This window comes from Aristophania vespae (assembly GCF_009906835.1).
GTDB lineage: Bacteria > Pseudomonadota > Alphaproteobacteria > Acetobacterales > Acetobacteraceae > Aristophania > Aristophania vespae.
In genome coordinates, this window is the sequence record NZ_CP047652.1 from 970,898 (window position 1) to 987,956 (window position 17,059).

The 17,059-nt window shown below is 42.0% G+C and carries 18 protein-coding genes; 7 read left to right on the forward strand and 11 right to left on the reverse strand.

The features are described from left to right. Window position 1: 1 nt before the first annotated feature. On the reverse strand, window positions 2-934 hold the full coding sequence (locus tag GT348_RS04295; protein ID WP_160618664.1) for a hypothetical protein: 933 nt from the start codon (window positions 932-934) through the stop codon (window positions 2-4). Beyond that, a complete protein-coding gene (locus GT348_RS04300; protein ID WP_160618665.1) occupies window positions 927-1,889 on the reverse strand; it encodes a diacylglycerol/lipid kinase family protein in 963 nt (320 codons plus the stop codon). Before GT348_RS04300 ends, GT348_RS04295 begins: the two co-directional genes overlap by 8 nt. Before the next feature lie 160 nt (window positions 1,890-2,049). Between GT348_RS04300 and GT348_RS04305 the strand changes: the two genes are divergently transcribed. From GT348_RS04305 to GT348_RS04325, 5 genes are read left to right on the forward strand one after another with little or no spacing between them, the layout of a single operon-like run. Then, window positions 2,050-2,979 carry a metallophosphoesterase family protein gene (locus GT348_RS04305; RefSeq protein ID WP_160618666.1) on the forward strand — a complete coding sequence of 310 codons (930 nt, stop codon included), beginning with the start codon at window positions 2,050-2,052 and terminating at the stop codon, window positions 2,977-2,979. Beyond that, on the forward strand, window positions 2,979-4,136 hold the full coding sequence (locus GT348_RS04310; RefSeq protein WP_160618667.1) for an LptF/LptG family permease: 1,158 nt from the start codon (window positions 2,979-2,981) through the stop codon (window positions 4,134-4,136). Before GT348_RS04305 ends, GT348_RS04310 begins: the two co-directional genes overlap by 1 nt. Next, window positions 4,133-5,221: an LptF/LptG family permease gene (locus GT348_RS04315; protein ID WP_160618668.1), complete on the forward strand. Its 1,089-nt coding sequence runs from the start codon at window positions 4,133-4,135 to the stop codon at window positions 5,219-5,221. The genes GT348_RS04310 and GT348_RS04315 overlap by 4 nt, the downstream gene beginning before the upstream one ends. Further along, window positions 5,218-6,024 (forward strand): sterol desaturase family protein, encoded by an 807-nt coding sequence (locus tag GT348_RS04320; RefSeq protein WP_160618669.1) that lies wholly within the window; start codon window positions 5,218-5,220, stop codon window positions 6,022-6,024. Before GT348_RS04315 ends, GT348_RS04320 begins: the two co-directional genes overlap by 4 nt. Next, window positions 6,021-6,776 carry a nucleotidyltransferase family protein gene (locus GT348_RS04325; RefSeq protein ID WP_160618670.1) on the forward strand — a complete coding sequence of 252 codons (756 nt, stop codon included), beginning with the start codon at window positions 6,021-6,023 and terminating at the stop codon, window positions 6,774-6,776. Before GT348_RS04320 ends, GT348_RS04325 begins: the two co-directional genes overlap by 4 nt. Here GT348_RS04325 and GT348_RS04330 read toward each other — a convergent pair. Beyond that, window positions 6,762-7,550, reverse strand: coding sequence for a glucosamine inositolphosphorylceramide transferase family protein (locus GT348_RS04330; protein WP_456304171.1), 789 nt, complete (start codon window positions 7,548-7,550; stop codon window positions 6,762-6,764). The two genes, GT348_RS04325 and GT348_RS04330, sit on opposite strands and share 15 nt — an antisense overlap. Beyond that, the gene (locus tag GT348_RS04335) at window positions 7,463-7,651 is read right to left on the reverse strand and encodes a hypothetical protein (RefSeq protein WP_160618672.1); all 189 of its coding nucleotides are present in this window, start codon (window positions 7,649-7,651) and stop codon (window positions 7,463-7,465) included. The genes GT348_RS04330 and GT348_RS04335 overlap by 88 nt, the downstream gene beginning before the upstream one ends. A gap of 105 nt (window positions 7,652-7,756) precedes the next feature. Here GT348_RS04335 and GT348_RS04340 point away from each other — a divergent pair, with 105 nt between their 5' ends. Both GT348_RS04340 and GT348_RS04345 read left to right on the forward strand, forming a co-directional pair. Next, entirely contained in the window at window positions 7,757-8,566 is an 810-nt protein-coding gene (locus tag GT348_RS04340) for an inositol monophosphatase family protein (protein WP_160618673.1), read from the forward strand. A 51-nt stretch (window positions 8,567-8,617) separates the two neighbouring features. Next, entirely contained in the window at window positions 8,618-9,349 is a 732-nt protein-coding gene (locus GT348_RS04345) for a lipid-binding SYLF domain-containing protein (RefSeq protein ID WP_160618674.1), read from the forward strand. A 113-nt stretch (window positions 9,350-9,462) separates the two neighbouring features. Here GT348_RS04345 and mltG read toward each other — a convergent pair whose 3' ends face one another. The 7 genes from mltG to GT348_RS04380 all read right to left on the reverse strand — a co-directional run bounded on the left by mltG (window position 9,463) and on the right by GT348_RS04380 (window position 17,029). Then, on the reverse strand, window positions 9,463-10,278 hold the full coding sequence (gene mltG, locus GT348_RS04350; protein ID WP_160618675.1) for an endolytic transglycosylase MltG: 816 nt from the start codon (window positions 10,276-10,278) through the stop codon (window positions 9,463-9,465). A gap of 265 nt (window positions 10,279-10,543) precedes the next feature. Then, window positions 10,544-11,836, reverse strand: coding sequence for a beta-ketoacyl-ACP synthase II (gene fabF / locus GT348_RS04355; RefSeq protein ID WP_160618676.1), 1,293 nt, complete (start codon window positions 11,834-11,836; stop codon window positions 10,544-10,546). A gap of 105 nt (window positions 11,837-11,941) precedes the next feature. Further along, entirely contained in the window at window positions 11,942-12,184 is a 243-nt protein-coding gene (locus GT348_RS04360) for an acyl carrier protein (protein ID WP_160618677.1), read from the reverse strand. A gap of 159 nt (window positions 12,185-12,343) precedes the next feature. Further along, the gene (gene fabG, locus GT348_RS04365; protein WP_160618678.1) at window positions 12,344-13,087 is read right to left on the reverse strand and encodes a 3-oxoacyl-[acyl-carrier-protein] reductase; all 744 of its coding nucleotides are present in this window, start codon (window positions 13,085-13,087) and stop codon (window positions 12,344-12,346) included. Window positions 13,088-13,099: 12 nt separating this feature from the next. Continuing rightward, window positions 13,100-14,044 carry an ACP S-malonyltransferase gene (gene fabD / locus GT348_RS04370; protein ID WP_160618679.1) on the reverse strand — a complete coding sequence of 315 codons (945 nt, stop codon included), beginning with the start codon at window positions 14,042-14,044 and terminating at the stop codon, window positions 13,100-13,102. 36 nt (window positions 14,045-14,080) lie between these two features. After that, the gene (locus GT348_RS04375) at window positions 14,081-14,806 is read right to left on the reverse strand and encodes a glycine betaine ABC transporter substrate-binding protein (protein WP_160618680.1); all 726 of its coding nucleotides are present in this window, start codon (window positions 14,804-14,806) and stop codon (window positions 14,081-14,083) included. Window positions 14,807-14,923: 117 nt separating this feature from the next. Further along, window positions 14,924-17,029, reverse strand: coding sequence for a M13 family metallopeptidase (locus tag GT348_RS04380; protein WP_160618681.1), 2,106 nt, complete (start codon window positions 17,027-17,029; stop codon window positions 14,924-14,926). Between the last annotated feature and the right edge of the window lie 30 nt (window positions 17,030-17,059).

Below are 17,059 nucleotides of genomic sequence, written 5' to 3' on the forward strand. Positions count from 1 at the left end.
ATTATGTTTGTGAGCGCAATTTTCTGAGACGCCAAATGATTAAAGGCAAACAAATTATAGGGTGTTTTTTTTCAAAATCAGAAACTATAATTTTCTTGCCCGTATGACGTTCTATTTTCCATAAAATATAAGATAAACCATTCTCAAATGTAAAAGCCGCTTTTATCAGACGCATTACATTAAGAGGACGCCCCAATCTCTCAATACGATTCCAGGATTTTTTAGCCTTTAACCGATTTCGTTTAGTAATATAAGGTTGCAGCTCAGCGCTGTGAAATTCGACACTAATATGCGCCTGCTTCCAGGCCGCTAAAAGGCACTCAGCAAAGCGGGCCTCTTGTCCTTGTAAAATATTATGGCTTCTTCCTTTTTTTTCTACACGCAACTCAGCTTTGTAGGTATGCGCAAAAAGGGTATGCCAGTAAATTTCTGCTGGGGCTCTCTCTGGCCCTAACAAAGCTGCCCAGCATGAAGCCGTAATAATGCAGCGTTCAATGGCTTCTAAAATCTTATCTGCGGAATGGGTATCACGAACCCAAAGGAGCCTGACTGGTTGGCAAAAACGTGCCCAAATGGTGGTATCAGTTGTTGAAAAAGAACTACGTGCTAAAAATTGTTCATAAGATAATGTGGCAATTTTAGCCCTATATATTTTTCCCTGATGAGTTGTTTCTGCATAACGAACATTAGGAGGAAGGATTTTATTAGCATATTGATTAAGCGAGGAACCTGAAAAATCCGCGCTTGATTCTGTAATAATATAAAAATCCAAAATCCCTGTTGGGTCAGAATCTCTTAAAAGAGAGCCGTAAAAAAGAACCCCCATGGGCAATTTTGGCAGCTCATTAGCTAAGGCCTCAGCAAAAAGAGCTACAGGCTCAGCTACAGAAGTCGTAAGCTCGCTAACTAAAATTTCTTTTAACAAATTAGACATGAAGAAACCTGAAGCTAGGCCCCTGCTCTAAAAGCAATTTCGAATCAGAAGGTGGATGAAAAACCTCACCATCCAACACGAAATCACTATCAGTTTCAATGCTCATCGAGGTGGTCATCTGACTAATATAATCGGGATGTTGTCTTAACCATTGTGGCGCTTTACCGCGCAAAAGATTACAGATTGCCGAAGGCAGGTTAGCAGGAAAGCATGACACATTTAAAAAATGAAACCCCTTGGCGTTTCCACCGGGACTCCAGAAAGGCCATATACCATGAGAAATTTTTTCTAAGCCTGTTGCCAGAAAAAGGAAACTTGCATCATCATGTGTCAGCAATCCTTCTGAAGTCTGGGCTGACCAGCTCAATTTGTTACCATTAAGCCATTTTTGCCTAGATTTTTTTATAAATAAGCTCGCCACACTCGATAAAATAGTCAAAAAAACAGCCAAATCATGCGGGGCAAATTTTAATACGGTTGGAGAATGGGCAATACGAACGGCTCGAGCATATCCCGTGCAGCCTCCAAACATACCTAATACAGGCGTACGATCATCACCTGGCCAGGAAAGACGAAGAGGTGAACGCCTTTTATAAGCTAATGATTGCGGTTTGAAGAGACGATCAAGAGCCTCGGTTCCTCTTTTTCCAAACCCGACATCACCAGCAATTAAGTTTGTATTACCCGAAGGGATAACAGCAATATTAGGAAGATTTTCTTTGGGGTAAACGGACTCAATCGCCGTTAAACACCCACTAACAGTGCCATCACCGCCATTAATCACAATTGTCGTCACACCCTGCTCATAAAGAGCACGCATGTCTCTAACAAGATGTTCATCGTGATGAGACCGAATACAGAAATCTCCAAAGATGTTTTTTGCTTTGGAAAGAAACTGCTCGCCATCAATGCGATTTTTACGACTGTTCGGATTATGTATAAAAGCAGGCTTCACGTGGCGATAAGTCTTTATTCTTAAAAGGATCCAAAAAAGTAAGGGAAGTCATACCCTGCCTGCTCCATAAAAGCTAGGTGACTTGATCTATCATAACCTTGCTATAACAGCTAGAAAGGATCTGTCTATGGTTTAGTAAATATTTTAAGTGATCCGTACCATGCTTACCGATTCATCCGCCTCACTACCGTTACCCAAGCAAGAGGCAAGTGTACGTTTTGCCCATATTTCCGACCCTCACCTCCCTTTGCCCAATATTCCCATAGGGTCCTTTTTCAATAAACGTTTATTTAGTCTTGCCCTATGGAAAGGCGAGCGACAAAAACAGCATCTTTTTGAAATCACCCAGAAAATTATTGCAAATATTAAGAAGCAAGCAAATATAGACTCAATTCTTATAAGCGGTGACCTCACAAATTTTGGTACAAAACAAGAATTTTTATCATGTTCAAACTGGCTTCAAAGCTTACCTATTGAGCCAATTTTGGTTCCAGGTAATCACGATGCCATGATGCCTGAAAATTTTGATAATAGTCTCTCTCTATGGACAAAATGGACAGGCCCTCAATTTCCTTTCGTGCGCTGTATAAAAAATGTAGCTATTATCGGCCTTAATTCGGCTGTACCGACACCTCTTTTTAAAGCATATGGCCGTTTGGACCAAAGCCAGATTAGAAAACTCTCTTATTTACTTGAGGATCTCGGACAATCTGGCTATTGCCGTATTGTAATGATACATCATCCTCCTCATTCTAAACTTATGTCCAATTCTAAGTCTTTGCGAGAAACCCACGAATTTTCCGAAGTTCTTAGGAGCAAAGGTGCAGAGCTTGTTTTACACGGGCACAGCCATAAAGCGACATTCACACACGTAGAAGGATGCAATGTACCCCTACTTGGCACTAGCTCTGTCTCTATGAAACGAGAAGATGAGTTGCATGAAGCAAGTTGGAATAAAATCGAATGTACCAAAATTCCTGATGGCTGGAATTTAAAACTTACGCGTATAAATATAAAAGGGGACTCTCTTTGGGAGCATCAATGGAACACTTATAATCAGACTGCCTCCAGCTTTCAGGAGTCTTGTTAGTGAACCGCCTACCCACCCTCGATCGCTATCTCTTTAGGCAGCTTGTACCGCCATTTGTGGTAGCTTTAGCAACAATGCTCATTGCGTTATTGCTTGAGCGTCTTTTGGTTTTGTTTAACCACCTTGCTAGCGCGGGAAGTTCTCTGGCAACTTTGGTGAGCCTGCTCACTGATCTTTTGCCTCATTATATGGGATTAGCATTACCAGCCGCTCTTTGTATCTCGGTTTTTTTAACTATTCACAAAATGAGTGAAGGCAATGAAATAGATGCACTAGCTGCGGCACAAGTTCCTTTATTGCGTGTAACGACTCTCTATATAAAAGTGGGTGTAGTATTAGGAATTCTAAGTGTTTTCCTTTATGGATACATACAACCCGTGGCACGATATGATTACCGCCAGGGATTTTATTTCGCACGCCATACAGGCTGGGCGCCACATCTACAAACAAAGATGTTTGCTACCACCTCAAAAAAAGCAATGCTTACTGCTGATTTTGTAGATCATGGAGGATCATATCTCCATCATGTTTTCATTCGAGACGTAAAAAATGACGGCAGCACCCAGCTTATTACAGCAGCAAAGGGCATTTTAACGATATCAGAGCAGGTTCGGGCCACCCAGCTTGATTTATGGAACGGCCAAATTATGACAATTAAAGAATCAAATACTATTGATTCTCCTGTCACTATCACCCATTTCGACCATGTTACGCGTGTTCTTGATAGGGCTAAATCTACAAAATCTTTTCGTGTTCGAGGGCGTGATGAGCGTGAACTAACGATGTTTGAGCTTGTTCATGACCTTCGAAATGGAAATAAAACAATCTCGCACTTATCTCTACGCTCTGAGCTTGATTTTAGGCTAACGCGTGCGCTTGCCATACCATTCCTACCGCTTATTTCAGCAGCCTTTGCTGTAGGACAAAAAAGGCGGCGTTCCGCACTTGGTCAGATTATTTTAGCGCTTATATTAGTGGGGTTTGATGAGATATTACTTTTTGGTCATAGTTTAGCAGCAGAGGGTGTAATTCCCGTTTGGCTTGCTCTATGGGTCCCTGAATTTATTTTTTGCACGGGCTGTGTTGTTGCTTTACTCTCTCGTTCGCAATTAACATGGCGAAAATCAAAGCAACCTCAGAATAAGGCTGCGTCGTGATTTTATATAAACACCATGTACTCACTAAAGCGTTTGTTAAGCCGCTTTTGGGACGCATTTTACTATGTTGTGGCGTTTTAACAGCATTGCTTGAGGTACTTGCCCTTTTGGATGAAGCCTCAGATATTTTAGGGCGACATTTAGGTATTCAGGGTATTTTAAAATTTCTTATTTACCATTTACCTGCTTTAGCTACAGAAATAATGCCTCTTTCTGTAATGATTGGCGCGCTTTTTACGTTACTTCAAATGGCCCTTTCCAATGAAATAGCCGTAATGCGCGCTTCTGGGCTTTCAACTTTTGAAATGTACAAATATCTTTTACCAGCTCCTATAATAGTTGGTATTTTAACCACTATAGTTCAATTTTGGGTCGTCCCGCCCTGTGAACAGGCTCTTAACACCTGGTGGAATGTAACTGATATAGCTGGAGATGACATTCCAAACCTTTGGTTTAGAGACCAAAAAAACATTGTACGAGTTGAACAAATTACAAAAGGCGGGGAAATTTTAAAAGAAGTTACATTTTATCAACGCAACCCAAAAACCGGCATCTTATCTAAAACAATTTACTATCATCAGCTTTTAAGACAAGATGGTATTTGGGTCGCTTCTGAAAAGGGATTATCAACTTTTGTTGACCAATCGCAAAATAGTGCACAAGTTGTCAGTTATGAAGGAAAAATACCACTGCTTGCCACTCCAAAACAGATTATGAATATGACACTTAAAGATGCCTATTACACACCTGGGCAAATCTGGCGTGCCATAACGCATAAATCGCCCAGTAGCTTGCCACCTTCAAATTATTTGATGGCTTTTTTCTCAGCAATTTTTCTTCCCGTTGAAATGGCTGTAATGCTTTTAATTGCCTTTCCCGTAACCTACATCCCCCCGCGTGCCGGGCTAAGAAATCCTCTTCCAGTTTATGTTATGGCAGCAGGTTTAGGGATTGTTATTTTACAAGGTATGATCTCCGCCTTGGGCAACGCAGGTTCACTCCCTATATTTATTGCAGTTTCTGCCGGTCCCGTTATTGCCACTCTATTCAGTCTTGCCTGGATCTTAAGATTGGAGGAAAGATGAGCACGCTAAAAACTTTTTTACAAAATACCACTTTGCTTCGTAAAGGTCGGAGCTATGATTTAGGCAAAATGAACCTGACTCAATTATGGGCGGCTTATCTTACCTATCCGACTATTTTACTATATTTTGCTCTCATTCTTTTGACAGCTTACCTAAGCTTAAAAGATATAAGCAATATATGGTTGTCTCTCATACCCATTCCTGTTGTTGTGGTGATTTATCCTTTAGCCTGGTATCTCATCCATAAGTACCTGCTTCATGGTCGTCTTTTTTATCGCAATCCCTTGACCGCCTCTTTGTGGAAAAGAGTTCATTTTGATCACCATCAGGATCCCCACCTTTTAGAAGTGCTTTTTGGATCTCCATTTAATACTGTGCCCACTATGGCAGTTATTACAATGCCTGTAGGAGCGTTAATTGGAGGATGGAGCGGTGCCTGGTCTGCTCTTTCGACTGCTCTGGTCATGACCTGTATTTACGAATTCTTCCACTGCATTCAGCATTTAGCATACAAACCGCGCTGGAATTGGGTCGTCTATATCAAGCAGCTTCATGTCCTTCACCATTTTCATGATGAAGATGGCAATTATGGCATCACTAATTACCTGCCTGACAGACTTTTCAAAACTTTTTATCGCGAGGCCAAAGAACGGCCCAAAAGCCCTTATGTTTTTAACCTTGGCTACACAATTGAAGAAGCCAAACGGTATCCTTGGGTTATGAAAAAAACGGGCTCTCCTCCTCGTGATAAACCCGATCCAGCACGTGCTCCCAAAAAAGATGAACTGTCTAAAAGAGCATGAAACTTCCAGTTATTATTCTTGCAGGGTCACGCTCAGGTGAGCGTGATCCTCTAGCTCTTCATGGAAATGTCACGCATAAAGCTTTGTTAAATGTGGGTGGAAAACCCATGATTGAGCGTGTTGTAGAGACAATTGAGACGATTGATGAGCTAGGGCCAATTTGGGTCAGTATTGAAAATACAGAATGTTTAAATTTTCTGGGCAATCGAATTAACATCATTAAATCTCAACCCTCTCCTAGTGAAAGCGTGTTAGACGCACTTACTAAGGTAGGCTTTCCATGCCTTATCACGACGGCTGATCATGCTTTATTACAAAAAGAATGGGTGAAAGAATTTCTTGATAAAAGCGCCAAATCTGAGGGTGACTTAACTGTCGGCATTGCCACAGAAAAAGTTATTAAACGCGACGTACCGGGGACTAAAAGAACTTACATCCCTCTTTCTAATTTTTCATTTTCAGGGTGTAATCTGTTCTGGATGAGGTCTGAAAAAGCCAGTGCTGTAGTTGCTTTATGGAAGAAACTCCAGCAAAACCGCAAACATCCTTTTAAAATGGCATCTACGCTTGGTTTTTTGACATTATTTAAAGCCCTAATTCGGTGCTTGAGCTCTAAAGGACTGGAGAAGCGTCTTTACCATTTAACGGGAGCATCCGTCCGACTAATTACCTTATCAGACGGACGAGCTGCTGTAGATGTTGATAAAGTTGAAGATTTGCAACTTGCTGAAAAACTCTTAGCTAAGCTTTAAGGCCTTTTTGAAAAGATTGACGCTTTTACGCAAAGAATATCTTTCTTTTTTAACATCGACCAACGTCACGGACCCGGCCGCAGATAGAGTATGCATACCATCGGGATAAGCAGGCTCTAAACTGGGAGGTAACCCTAAAGACCGCCCTCCTATTAATAGAGGCCGTGTATTACCAAAGCCTTCAAAACGCAAAAACCTCAGTCCGCCACCTTCTGTGCGTCTATTTTGTCTTACAGGAAGCAAAAGAGCATCTTCATCAATAATAGGAGATCCACCAGGAAGGGCACCACCCAAATCAGTTAAGAAACATCCCATATCTGCCCATGGCCCTAATAAATCTTCGGCAATGGCTATATGAAGACTGTCACGTTTTTTCTTAACTGACATTGCAGGTGACCAGAACATCCACCACCGACCTGCATGGTGTAAAATAGTGGCATTCATCACACTAAGGGGAAAATTAAAGCCTTCTAATTTTTCCCATTCATAGGGAAAATTCTGTGCACGATAAAGAGTTAACCTTCCTGATTCATGTGCATCGGGCAGCATATAAATCTCGCCTTTATGTTCAAATACATAAGGATAGGCAAGGTTCCATTTTTCTTCTAAAACACTACGCGTTTCGAGCAAATTAAAAGCTGAGTCGTAGATTAAAACATAAATCCCACTTTTAAATGTCTGCTCATTCAAGGCTTTGACAAATACATATAATTTGTCATCTTGCCATATACCAAAAGGGTCTGAAAACGAACACCCTTCTCTACTTTCAGGCAATAGCGATAAAGGTAACCCCCAAAGCCATATTGAGAGATAATTTCTTTCATAGGAGCATTGATAATGGCACTACGCCAGTGATCAGCTTTGTAAAACGACATAACGAGCTTTCCTTATGTAATAATCCAGAATGCCACTAAATGCTTTTATCGTTACCTATAGTCTATTAATGATCATAACAGATTGATAATTATGGTGGCAAATTCATGAAAAAAACTGAATTTTTTGAAAAAAATGAGATTTCTCTTCGATTTTATGCCGCTAAGGCTATCATTGAAGAGGCTGCTAGTCTTGCTTTATCCATGCGTCCATCTCCAGGAGGACCCTCAGCAACATTAAAGGGGCGTCAAGATTACGTCACAGAAGCTGACCGTGCTGTAGAACTCATGGTCTATAATCGTCTTTCAACACTTTTCCCTGATGATGGTTTTATCGGGGAAGAACGTGGTGAGCAAGCCCAGGGTACTTATAGATGGGTTTTAGATCCTATTGATGGGACTTCCAATTATGCTCGCGGTCGTAATCGCTGGTGTATTTCTCTTGGTCTTATGAAAAACGATCTTCCTGTAGCAGGTATTATTAATGCCCCTGCTCTAAAAGAAATATTTACTGCGATTCGTGGGGAGGGCGCTTTTTTAAATGGCAAACCAATATACGCTGCCAAAACCAAAAACTTAGACGAATCTATGGTAGAAATTGGATGGTCGCCTTTTGTTCCTCTGGAATGGTGGCAGGAGAAAACAACAGCTATTTTAAATCTTGGCTCTATGCCTCGATCATTAGGATCTGGAGCTCTTGCATTAGCTGATGTAGCTTGTGGGCGTTCTGATGGTTATTTAGAAAAAGTAATATATATCTGGGATGTTGCCGCTGCACTTGTTATTCTAGAAGAAGCTGATGCAAGAATATCACCTTTTATAAAAATGGGTGGCATCGAAAAACGCACAACCATTTTAGCTACAGCCCCTAATATAGCTTCGCAGCTATCTAAAGCACTTGGCGTTGAACTCGGATAAAGTCTAATATTTTATTAAACTTTAAAAACTTTTTTTTAAAAGAGGATCGCAATGTCTCGCCTGAAAACTCCTTTATGGCTGGGTACTGTTTTGTTTGCGGGATTACCTGTGTTATCCGCCTGTTCGTCTGAAACGCAGACTTCTGCTGCCGAGCAACAAATTCTTGTTGACCAGGCTACTGTTACGGTACAGAGTTTTTTTGTAAGTAATTCAACAAATTCACGCACACACACTTTGCTTAAAAAAGCCAAAGCTGTGATGATATGCCCTTCAATTACCCATATGTCAGTAGTTTTTGGTGGTTCTGGGGGAAAGTGCGTTTTACTTAGTCGTGACGCACGTAATTCATGGTCTGACCCTGCTTTTTACAGCTTAAGTTCTGGTTCTTTTGGACTTCAGCTAGGTTACCAAAATTCTCAGATAATATTTTTTATCATGACACTTAAGGGCTTACAGGCCTTATTAGATCATCAGTTTAAATTTGATGCCAGTGCAGGAGTGTCTTTCACAAGCTTTAGCAGTAATGCTCAAAGCGGCGGAACAAGTGCTATAAAAAATGATATTTACGCCGCACAAAAAGCTAATGGCATTTTTGCTGGTCTTGCACTTGGAGGAACTAAATTATCCGTCGATAGTGCTGCCAATCGTGCTTATTATAGCCAAATTGTCGGTCCAGAAGATATTGTTATTAATATGCGCGTTAATAACACTTCTGCTGACCCCTTAAGACGCGTTTTAATGAGTTCCAGCTCCGCTACATCTTCTGAAACAGACGAGAAATAAAATTCATCACAAAAATTAGTGCTGATAATGTAAATGAGAAAGAATTAAGGATCTAAAGCTGAATTTAAACAGAAAAGCCTAATGCGAAGATATTAAGGCTTTTCTGTATGCTTTTATGTAATGAATATGCTCTTTAAGAGTTTTAGCAAAGTAATGGCCACCCTGCCCGTAGCCACAAAATAAAGCTCGTCTCCATTCGCAGGATGAGCCGCTGCCTGCAAAGATGCAACACCGGGGGAACAAATTGGACCAGGAGGTAAGCCAGCAACCTGGTAAGTGTTATATGGACTTTGGAACTGTAAATCACGACGTGTAAGAGAATGATCCAGGCCCTCTTTTCCTTGATTAAGGGCATAAATAACAGTGGGATCAGTCTGTAGCTTCATATTTTTTTTCAGGCGGTTTAAAAATACCCGTGCAACACGTGGTCTCTCTTCAGGTAAAGACGTTTCACGTTCTATAATGGAAGCAAGCGTCACAAGTTCCTGAGGTGAATGAACAAGCCCTTCCAAAGCAATTTTGTCTCGTTCATTCCAAATTTTGTCTAATGTAATATCCATAAGACGTTGCATTCTTTGCAACAAAGCAGAACGTTGTGTATTTTTTAAATAATAAAAAGTTTGCGGCAGTACACTTCCTTCTCTAAAAGGCTGTACTTCTCCATCTAGTAATTCATCATTTTGCAATATTGCCCGAATTTGGACCGCTGTAAGACCTTCTGCAATAGTAATACTATGCTTAATGGCTTTCCCATGCCGCAAAATAGCTAAGCTATGAGCAATCGAAACACGCTTTGGAAAAGAAAATTCTGCGGCCTGAATAGGACCTTCTTTTGAAGTTAGTCGAACAATGATTTGAAAAAATAACGAAGATATTCGGCCAGGACTAATTATATTTTCTTTTTGCAGCGTATTTATAACACTTTTCATTCCTCCATGCGGAATGACTACATTTTTTGTCTCTTGAAGCGGGCCTGGATCAGTATAATGTCCATAGCCTGCAATGACCGTTGATAAAACCAACAGGAAAAAGAGAAAAACCCCATATTTGGCTTTAAAAAAACGCCGCCACGATGCCTTCCCTCTGATGGTTCTAATAAATCATGAGAGATATTCTCTCGTTTATCACCAGAAGGAGAAGGCTTCATTTTGAGGCTCACCTCACTTTTTTAGCTGTCAGTAAGTGACTGTAACTTTATCCAACAAACCGTTTTAGCACGATGCTTGCATTCGTCCCGCCAAAACCAAAGCTGTTAGATAAGGCAAAGTCAACTTTACGTTGCTGTGCTTCATGGGCGACACGATCAATAACGCTTGTTGTTTGCGGATTATCCAGATTAAGCGTGGGAGGCACAACTCCATCTCTAATAGCCTGTAAACAGAAAATAGCTTCAACCGCACCAGCCGCACCCAGCAAATGGCCTATGGCTGACTTTGTCGATGACATTGCTAGCTTACGGGCATCATCACCAAATAAACGTTCTGTTGCTGCAAGTTCAAGGTCATCAGCCATAGTAGACGTACCATGCGCATTGACATACTGAATGTCAGCCGCCGTAACACGCGCATCTTTCAAAGCCGCAACCATGGCTCTGTACGCCCCCTCATGATTTTCAGCTGGGGCTGTAATATGGTGTGCATCGCCTGAAAGACCATAACCACCAATTTCGCCGTAAATTTTGGCGCCACGCTTTTTGGCATGTTCATACTCTTCAAGCACAACAACACCAGCGCCCTCACCCATAACAAACCCATCACGATCCTTATCCCAAGGACGAGAGGCCTGTTGAGGGTTGTCATTGAAACCTGTTGATAAAGCACGTGCTGAGCAAAAACCTGCAATACCTAACGCACAAATAGCAGCTTCTGCACCGCCAGCAATCATAACATCAGCATCACCATGCTGAATTAAGCGTGAAGCATCACCAATAGCATGCACACCGGTCGCACAAGCAGTCACCGCTGCATGGTTAGGGCCCTTAAATCCATAACGGATGGATAAATGCCCAGAAATCAGGTTAATCAGTGCTGAAGGGATAAAGAAAGGAGATAACCGCCTTGCTTTACCACTCGAAACAGTGAGTGATGCTTCATAAATTGTTTGCAGTCCGCCAATACCAGAGCCAATCATCACACCTGTAGCACAACGATCTTCTTCATTCTCTGGCTTCCAGCCCGAATCTTCTACTGCCTGAACAGCCGCAGCAAGCCCAAGATGGATAAACCGATCCATCTTTTTCTGATCTTTTACCGGTACCCAGTCCGATAGGGTTAGTTTCCCTTCCGAAGTAGGACCTTCAGGCACCTGCCCTGCAACTTTAGCCGGCAAGTCAGAAGGACTATTTGGGTCAAAATGGGTAATGCGATCAATGCCCGAGTGGGACTCAATAAGGCGTTTCCAGGTGAGTTCCGCACCGACAGCAAGTGGGCTTACAACCCCTATACCCGTGACAACAACACGTTTTTTATTTGTTCCAGCCCCGCTCATCGACGCCCCATCCTGTACTCATCTTGGAAGGCGGAGCTGTTTTTAAACGGCCCCGCTTTAATTAAACTGGGAGTATAAAACTCCCTTCCTCTAACTTTAGAGAAATTAAGCAGCTTTTTGCTTGCTGATATAGTCAATTGCATCTGAAACCGTAGCAATTTTCTCTGCTGCATCTTCAGGAATTTCGACTGAAAAAGCTTCTTCAAAAGCCATTACCAACTCAACTGTATCGAGGCTGTCTGCACCAAGATCATCAATGAAAGAAGCCTCAGCTGTGACTTTGCTTTCTTCAACGCCGAGATGTTCAACGACGATTTTTTTTACTTTGTCAGCAATTTCGTTGCTCATTTGCCATTAATCCTTAACTACCCTTGAAGGGTTCTGAGAAAAAACTCTGTCCGCTATCAATTAAGATAAAGATAGCATCGTTGCGTGACGGAGCGAAAAGGGCCCTATCAAGCAAAGCTGCACGCGCTTAGCACGCTTTACCCACAAAGGCCAATCTTTTCAGACCATCGCCATGCCACCATTGACATGAAGTGTGGTACCAGTGACCCACGAAGCCTCGTTAGAAGCAAGGTAAAGCACCGCTGAAGCAATATCTTCAGGTTTACCCATCCGCCCCAAAGGAATCGAGTCTAAAAGTTTCTGCTTAACAGAATCAGGTAAGACATCGGTCATGGGTGTTTCTACAAATCCGGGAGCAACTACATTGACAGTAACACCCCGAGACCCAGCTTCTTGCGCTAATGCTTTACTCATACCAATGAGACCCGCCTTAGCCGCAACATAGTTTGCCTGACCTGGATTGCCCGTTACACCAACAATTGATGAAATTGAAATAATACGCCCTGAGCGCCTGCGTAACATTCCTTTTAATGCGGCACGCGCTAAACGGAATGGACTTTCAAGGTCCAATGTAATGACATCGGTCCAATCTTTATCTTTCATTCGAATAGCAAGCGTATCACGGGTCAATCCGGCATTATTCACCAAAATATCAAGTTTCTGGCCCGCCAATTCTTCGGCACGGTCGAGCAGATTATCTGCTTGCTCTGCCTCTGACAGATTGGCAGCCAGGCAAAAAATCCGTTCCCCTCCCAAAGAATCAGCCAAATCTTTAAGGGCGTTTTCTCTCGTGCCTGTAATAACGACATGAGCACCAGCTTGGTGAAGCTGTTTTACAATTGCAGCACCAATACCGCCAGTTGCGCCAGTCACTAAGGCGAGTTTTCCAGAAAGTGAAAACATGACAGTTAATCCTTAAAGCGTTTTCAACATTGTTTCAATTTCGGCAGGGGTGCCTGCAAAATCGGTCGTTAGATCAGGAGCAATACGGCGCGCCAGACCTGTCAAAACTTTTCCTGCCCCTAATTCATGGTGATGCGTTATACCAGACTGTGCAAAAAGTGACACTGTCTCGCGCCATCTTACCTGCCCTGTTACCTGCTCAACCAAACGGGTACGGAAAATTTTTGCCTCTCGTGTAAATTCTACACTTACATTGGGAACGACATCAATTTTAGCATCTTTTAAATCTGCCCCCTCAAGAGCTTCTGCCATTTCTTTTGCAGCTGGCTGCATGAGAGAACTATGAAATGGTGCAGAGACTGGTAATTTGACAGCACGGCGTATGCCCTTGGCCTTTGCCAGCTCAATAACCCGATCAATAGCCTCTATTGATCCAGAGACAACAATTTGTCCCCCTCCATTGTCATTCGCAATTTCTAAAATAGAGTTCTGAGCTGCCTCTAGACATAATTCTTTTGCCTGCTCTGTCTCAACACCCAGTAAGGCAGCCATTCCCCCCTTACCTGCCGGGACAGCACGTTGCATTGCCTGGCCTCTCAAACGTAATAAACGAGCTCCCTCTGCAATGGTCAGAACCCCTGATGCAGCAAGAGCAGAATATTCTCCTAGTGAATGACCAGCTACATAGTCGGCTTTTTCACTCAATTGAAAACCGCCCTGCTCCTCAAGAGCACGCACTGTTGCAAGAGAGACAGCAAAAAGAGCCGGCTGAGCATTTTCTGTTGCTGTAAGCTCCGAAGCATCGCCTTCAAACATTAAGCGAGAAAGATGTTGATTTAGGGCATCATCAATTTCATCAAAAACAGATTTTGACACGGGAAAGGCTTTAGCAAGCTCAAGCCCCATACCAATAAACTGACTACCCTGTCCTGGGAAAACAAAAGCGTGACGTGTCATGCCATTCCTTGCTTTAAAGCTTTTTTAAAAAATTAATTATCGCCCGATTAAGCGTCCACGCTGCCATGATTCTGCGGCGCTTTCAGGATCAGTTCCATCAACTGAAATAGCATAATCCAAAGCACTCATCACACGATTACCAAGCATCATACCAGAAAGTTCATGAAACAAATCATCATCCATATTCTGCCTTATACCAGCTCTTAAAACAAATTGAGCTTTTAATTCTTCGCCCAGCAGAGATGTGTCATCAGGCAATATTTTCAGCAAATCCGTATGAAAAATAGCATGAGGCTGCCAGGTAATAATCAATGGGTTTTGATGATCATTTTGAGCCTGTTGTACTTTTTCAATCAAAGCCCCTTCACCTATGACCTCTAAGGGTAAAGCTTTTAGGTCATCTCGTGAAGAAAAAGCAGTTTTGGCTTGTTCTAGTGCTTCGTTAGTCACAATGATTTTAGAAAAATCAGATGCGTTCCATTTACTTTCAGTTTTATGCCGCTCTAAAGCAGCAAAAACAGCTTTAGGTCGATAAACATCGCCAAAAAATTCTCCACCCCCTTCACCTAATGCATTATCGCGTGGTGTCCAGGCAGATATAAGAAGATCAATTTCAGCATTTTCCAGAGCTTCCTGACGCTCATCTTCGCTCAAATCTACGTAAGATACTTCTAATCCATGCGCTTCAATAATACGGGCCACTGCACTCGCACAGGCTGCATGAAGAGCAGTATAGAGGTGACCAATTGAAAGATGAGACATGAAGGCCTCTCCTGATTTTAAAAACTTTTATGAGGGATAAACGTCTTATCCCTCTTTTTGTAAAGCCTCTTAAATTTAAAACATTAAATGGACTCTGTCTTAAAACGCGCTATCGACTTACCAAATTGTTACACGTTCTGTCTTTGGAAGATAAAGTTTTTGATCAGGCTTTACACCAAAAGCAGAATACCAAGAGTCAATGTTACGAACAGGAATATTTACACGTAAAATAGCTGGAGAATGCTCATTAGATAACACCTGACGTTTTAAAGCGTCGGGTCTGTCTTTTTCTCTCCATACCTGCGCCCAACCAAGATAAACTCTTTGAATACCCGTTAAGCCATGTCTGATGTCAGGATTTTTATTGTGAGCTGACTCCTGATAAGCCTGTAAAGCCAGATTTAGCCCTCCCAAATCAGCAATATTTTCTCCCATTGTCATGGTTGGATTAACATGCAAACCAGGCAATATCTCAGGAGCAGCATATTCTTTGCCCAAACGCTGCGCTAATTTATCAAAAGCATCAGCCGATTTTTTTGTCCACCAATCATGTAAACGGCCTGTTTCATCAAAATGACGGCCTTGGTCATCAAAACCATGGCTCATTTCATGTCCTATCACACCGCCAATAGCTCCAAAATTGACAGCCATATCACCTTTAGGATCAAAAAAGGGTGGTTGTAATATAGCTGCCGGAAAAACAACCTCGTTCATTGTAGGGTTATTGTAAGCATTGACCGTCTGAGGCGTCATATCCCATTCATCACGATCGACCGGACGATCCAAACGCTCAAGGCGATGTTGCCAATTAAAGACAGCAGCGCGCTTTACATTGCCGTAAACATCATTTTTTTGAACAGAAAGCTTGCTATAGTCCCACCATTTTACTGGATAACCAACCTGAATGGCAAAATGGTCCAATTTATTTAAAGCTGCTTTACGCGTTGTCTCGTCCATCCAACGATTACGCTCTAAACGCTTTTTGAAAGCAGATTTTAAATTTTCTGCCATTGCCGTAATTTGTTCTTTGGCACTGGCAGGGAAATATTCTTTTACATAAAGTCGGCCGAGAGCCCAGCCCATCGCCTCGTTGGTAGCTCTAACAGCCCTCTTCCATCTTACAGGCTGTTCCTTGATGCCAAGAAGCGTTTTACCGTTAAAGTCAAATGAAGCTTTTGCAAAGTTTTGAGAGAGATAGGGAGCTGCATTATCAATTAAGTGAAATGCTAACCATGATTTTAAGGTAGGCATATCTGTTTGCGCCAAAACATCGCTCATAGCAGCAATGGCTTTTGGTTCCCGAACGTCAATTTCTCTTTTATCGAGATCTTTTTTCGGTATGCCCATTGAAGTGAGAAGCATATCCCAATCAAATTTAGGAGCGAGCTTTTTAAGCTGACTGACTGTCATGGGGTTAAAAGTTTTAATTGGATCTCTTGTTTGGTCACGTGGCAGCTCAACCCGTGCCAATTTTGTTTCTAATGCCAAAATAGCTGCTGCATTTTTTTCGGGGTCTGGCCAGTTAGCAAGAGCAAGCATATGCGATATATAATCCTGATATGCTTTTTTCTTATCCGCTAATTTAGGATCCGTATAATAAGAGATATCCGGCAAACCTAAACCACCACTAACGCCTATGCTCATTCCCTGATCAATTAAAAGCATATAACGGCTAGGGTCGCGCTGATCCTGCTCAATATCTACAGCAAATGTGCTGAACATAAGAGAATGAGCTGCCTCACCGAAAATCTTTGCAATATCATTACGGGATGTAAGGGCTTTAAGGCGAATAAGATCAGGATTTAAGGGCTGAATACCTAAATGATCTATTTTATCCTGATCCATAAAGCTTGCATAATAAACGCCTAATTTTTCCATTTCGGAAGAAGAAGCATTAGATGTAGAGGCAGCTTTTTCTAATAATGACTTTTGTCGTGACAGAGACAGTTCTGCCAAAATATGAAAAGCACCATAGCTGCTCATATCATCGGGAATTTTTAAATGATCAATATAAGTACCATTAGCGAAATTATAAAAATCATTCCCCGGTAAAATATTAAGCTTCATACCGGACTGATCGAAACCCCAGCCATTTTGGTAAGGACGAGCCTCGTCCAGCGGCTGAGGTGCCGCCTCTACCAATGGTGCTGCAAAGGCGAGCCCTGCGCCAAGAGCTAAAAAACTACAACCATGCTTTAAAGAACGCTTAAAATAGCTAAACATTATAGATATTGCCTTTTTATAAAATTGTTT

Excerpts from the sequence above, each read along its gene's own strand:
- GT348_RS04340 (WP_160618673.1), top strand. The coding sequence starts at position 7,757 with ATGAAAAAAACTGAATTTTTTGAAAAAAATGAGATTTCTCTTCGATTT.
- GT348_RS04295 (WP_160618664.1), bottom strand. The coding sequence starts at position 934 with ATGTCTAATTTGTTAAAAGAAATTTTAGTTAGCGAGCTTACGACTTCT.
- GT348_RS04325 (WP_160618670.1), top strand. The coding sequence starts at position 6,021 with ATGAAACTTCCAGTTATTATTCTTGCAGGGTCACGCTCAGGTGAGCGT.
- GT348_RS04320 (WP_160618669.1), top strand. The coding sequence starts at position 5,218 with ATGAGCACGCTAAAAACTTTTTTACAAAATACCACTTTGCTTCGTAAA.
- GT348_RS04375 (WP_160618680.1), bottom strand. The coding sequence starts at position 14,806 with ATGTCTCATCTTTCAATTGGTCACCTCTATACTGCTCTTCATGCAGCC.
- mltG (WP_160618675.1), bottom strand. The coding sequence starts at position 10,278 with ATGAAAAGTGTTATAAATACGCTGCAAAAAGAAAATATAATTAGTCCT.
- fabF (WP_160618676.1), bottom strand. The coding sequence starts at position 11,836 with ATGAGCGGGGCTGGAACAAATAAAAAACGTGTTGTTGTCACGGGTATA.
- fabD (WP_160618679.1), bottom strand. The coding sequence starts at position 14,044 with ATGACACGTCACGCTTTTGTTTTCCCAGGACAGGGTAGTCAGTTTATT.
- GT348_RS04345 (WP_160618674.1), top strand. The coding sequence starts at position 8,618 with ATGTCTCGCCTGAAAACTCCTTTATGGCTGGGTACTGTTTTGTTTGCG.
- GT348_RS04335 (WP_160618672.1), bottom strand. The coding sequence starts at position 7,651 with ATGTCGTTTTACAAAGCTGATCACTGGCGTAGTGCCATTATCAATGCT.
- GT348_RS04380 (WP_160618681.1), bottom strand. The coding sequence starts at position 17,029 with ATGTTTAGCTATTTTAAGCGTTCTTTAAAGCATGGTTGTAGTTTTTTA.
- fabG (WP_160618678.1), bottom strand. The coding sequence starts at position 13,087 with ATGTTTTCACTTTCTGGAAAACTCGCCTTAGTGACTGGCGCAACTGGC.
- GT348_RS04305 (WP_160618666.1), top strand. The coding sequence starts at position 2,050 with ATGCTTACCGATTCATCCGCCTCACTACCGTTACCCAAGCAAGAGGCA.
- GT348_RS04360 (WP_160618677.1), bottom strand. The coding sequence starts at position 12,184 with ATGAGCAACGAAATTGCTGACAAAGTAAAAAAAATCGTCGTTGAACAT.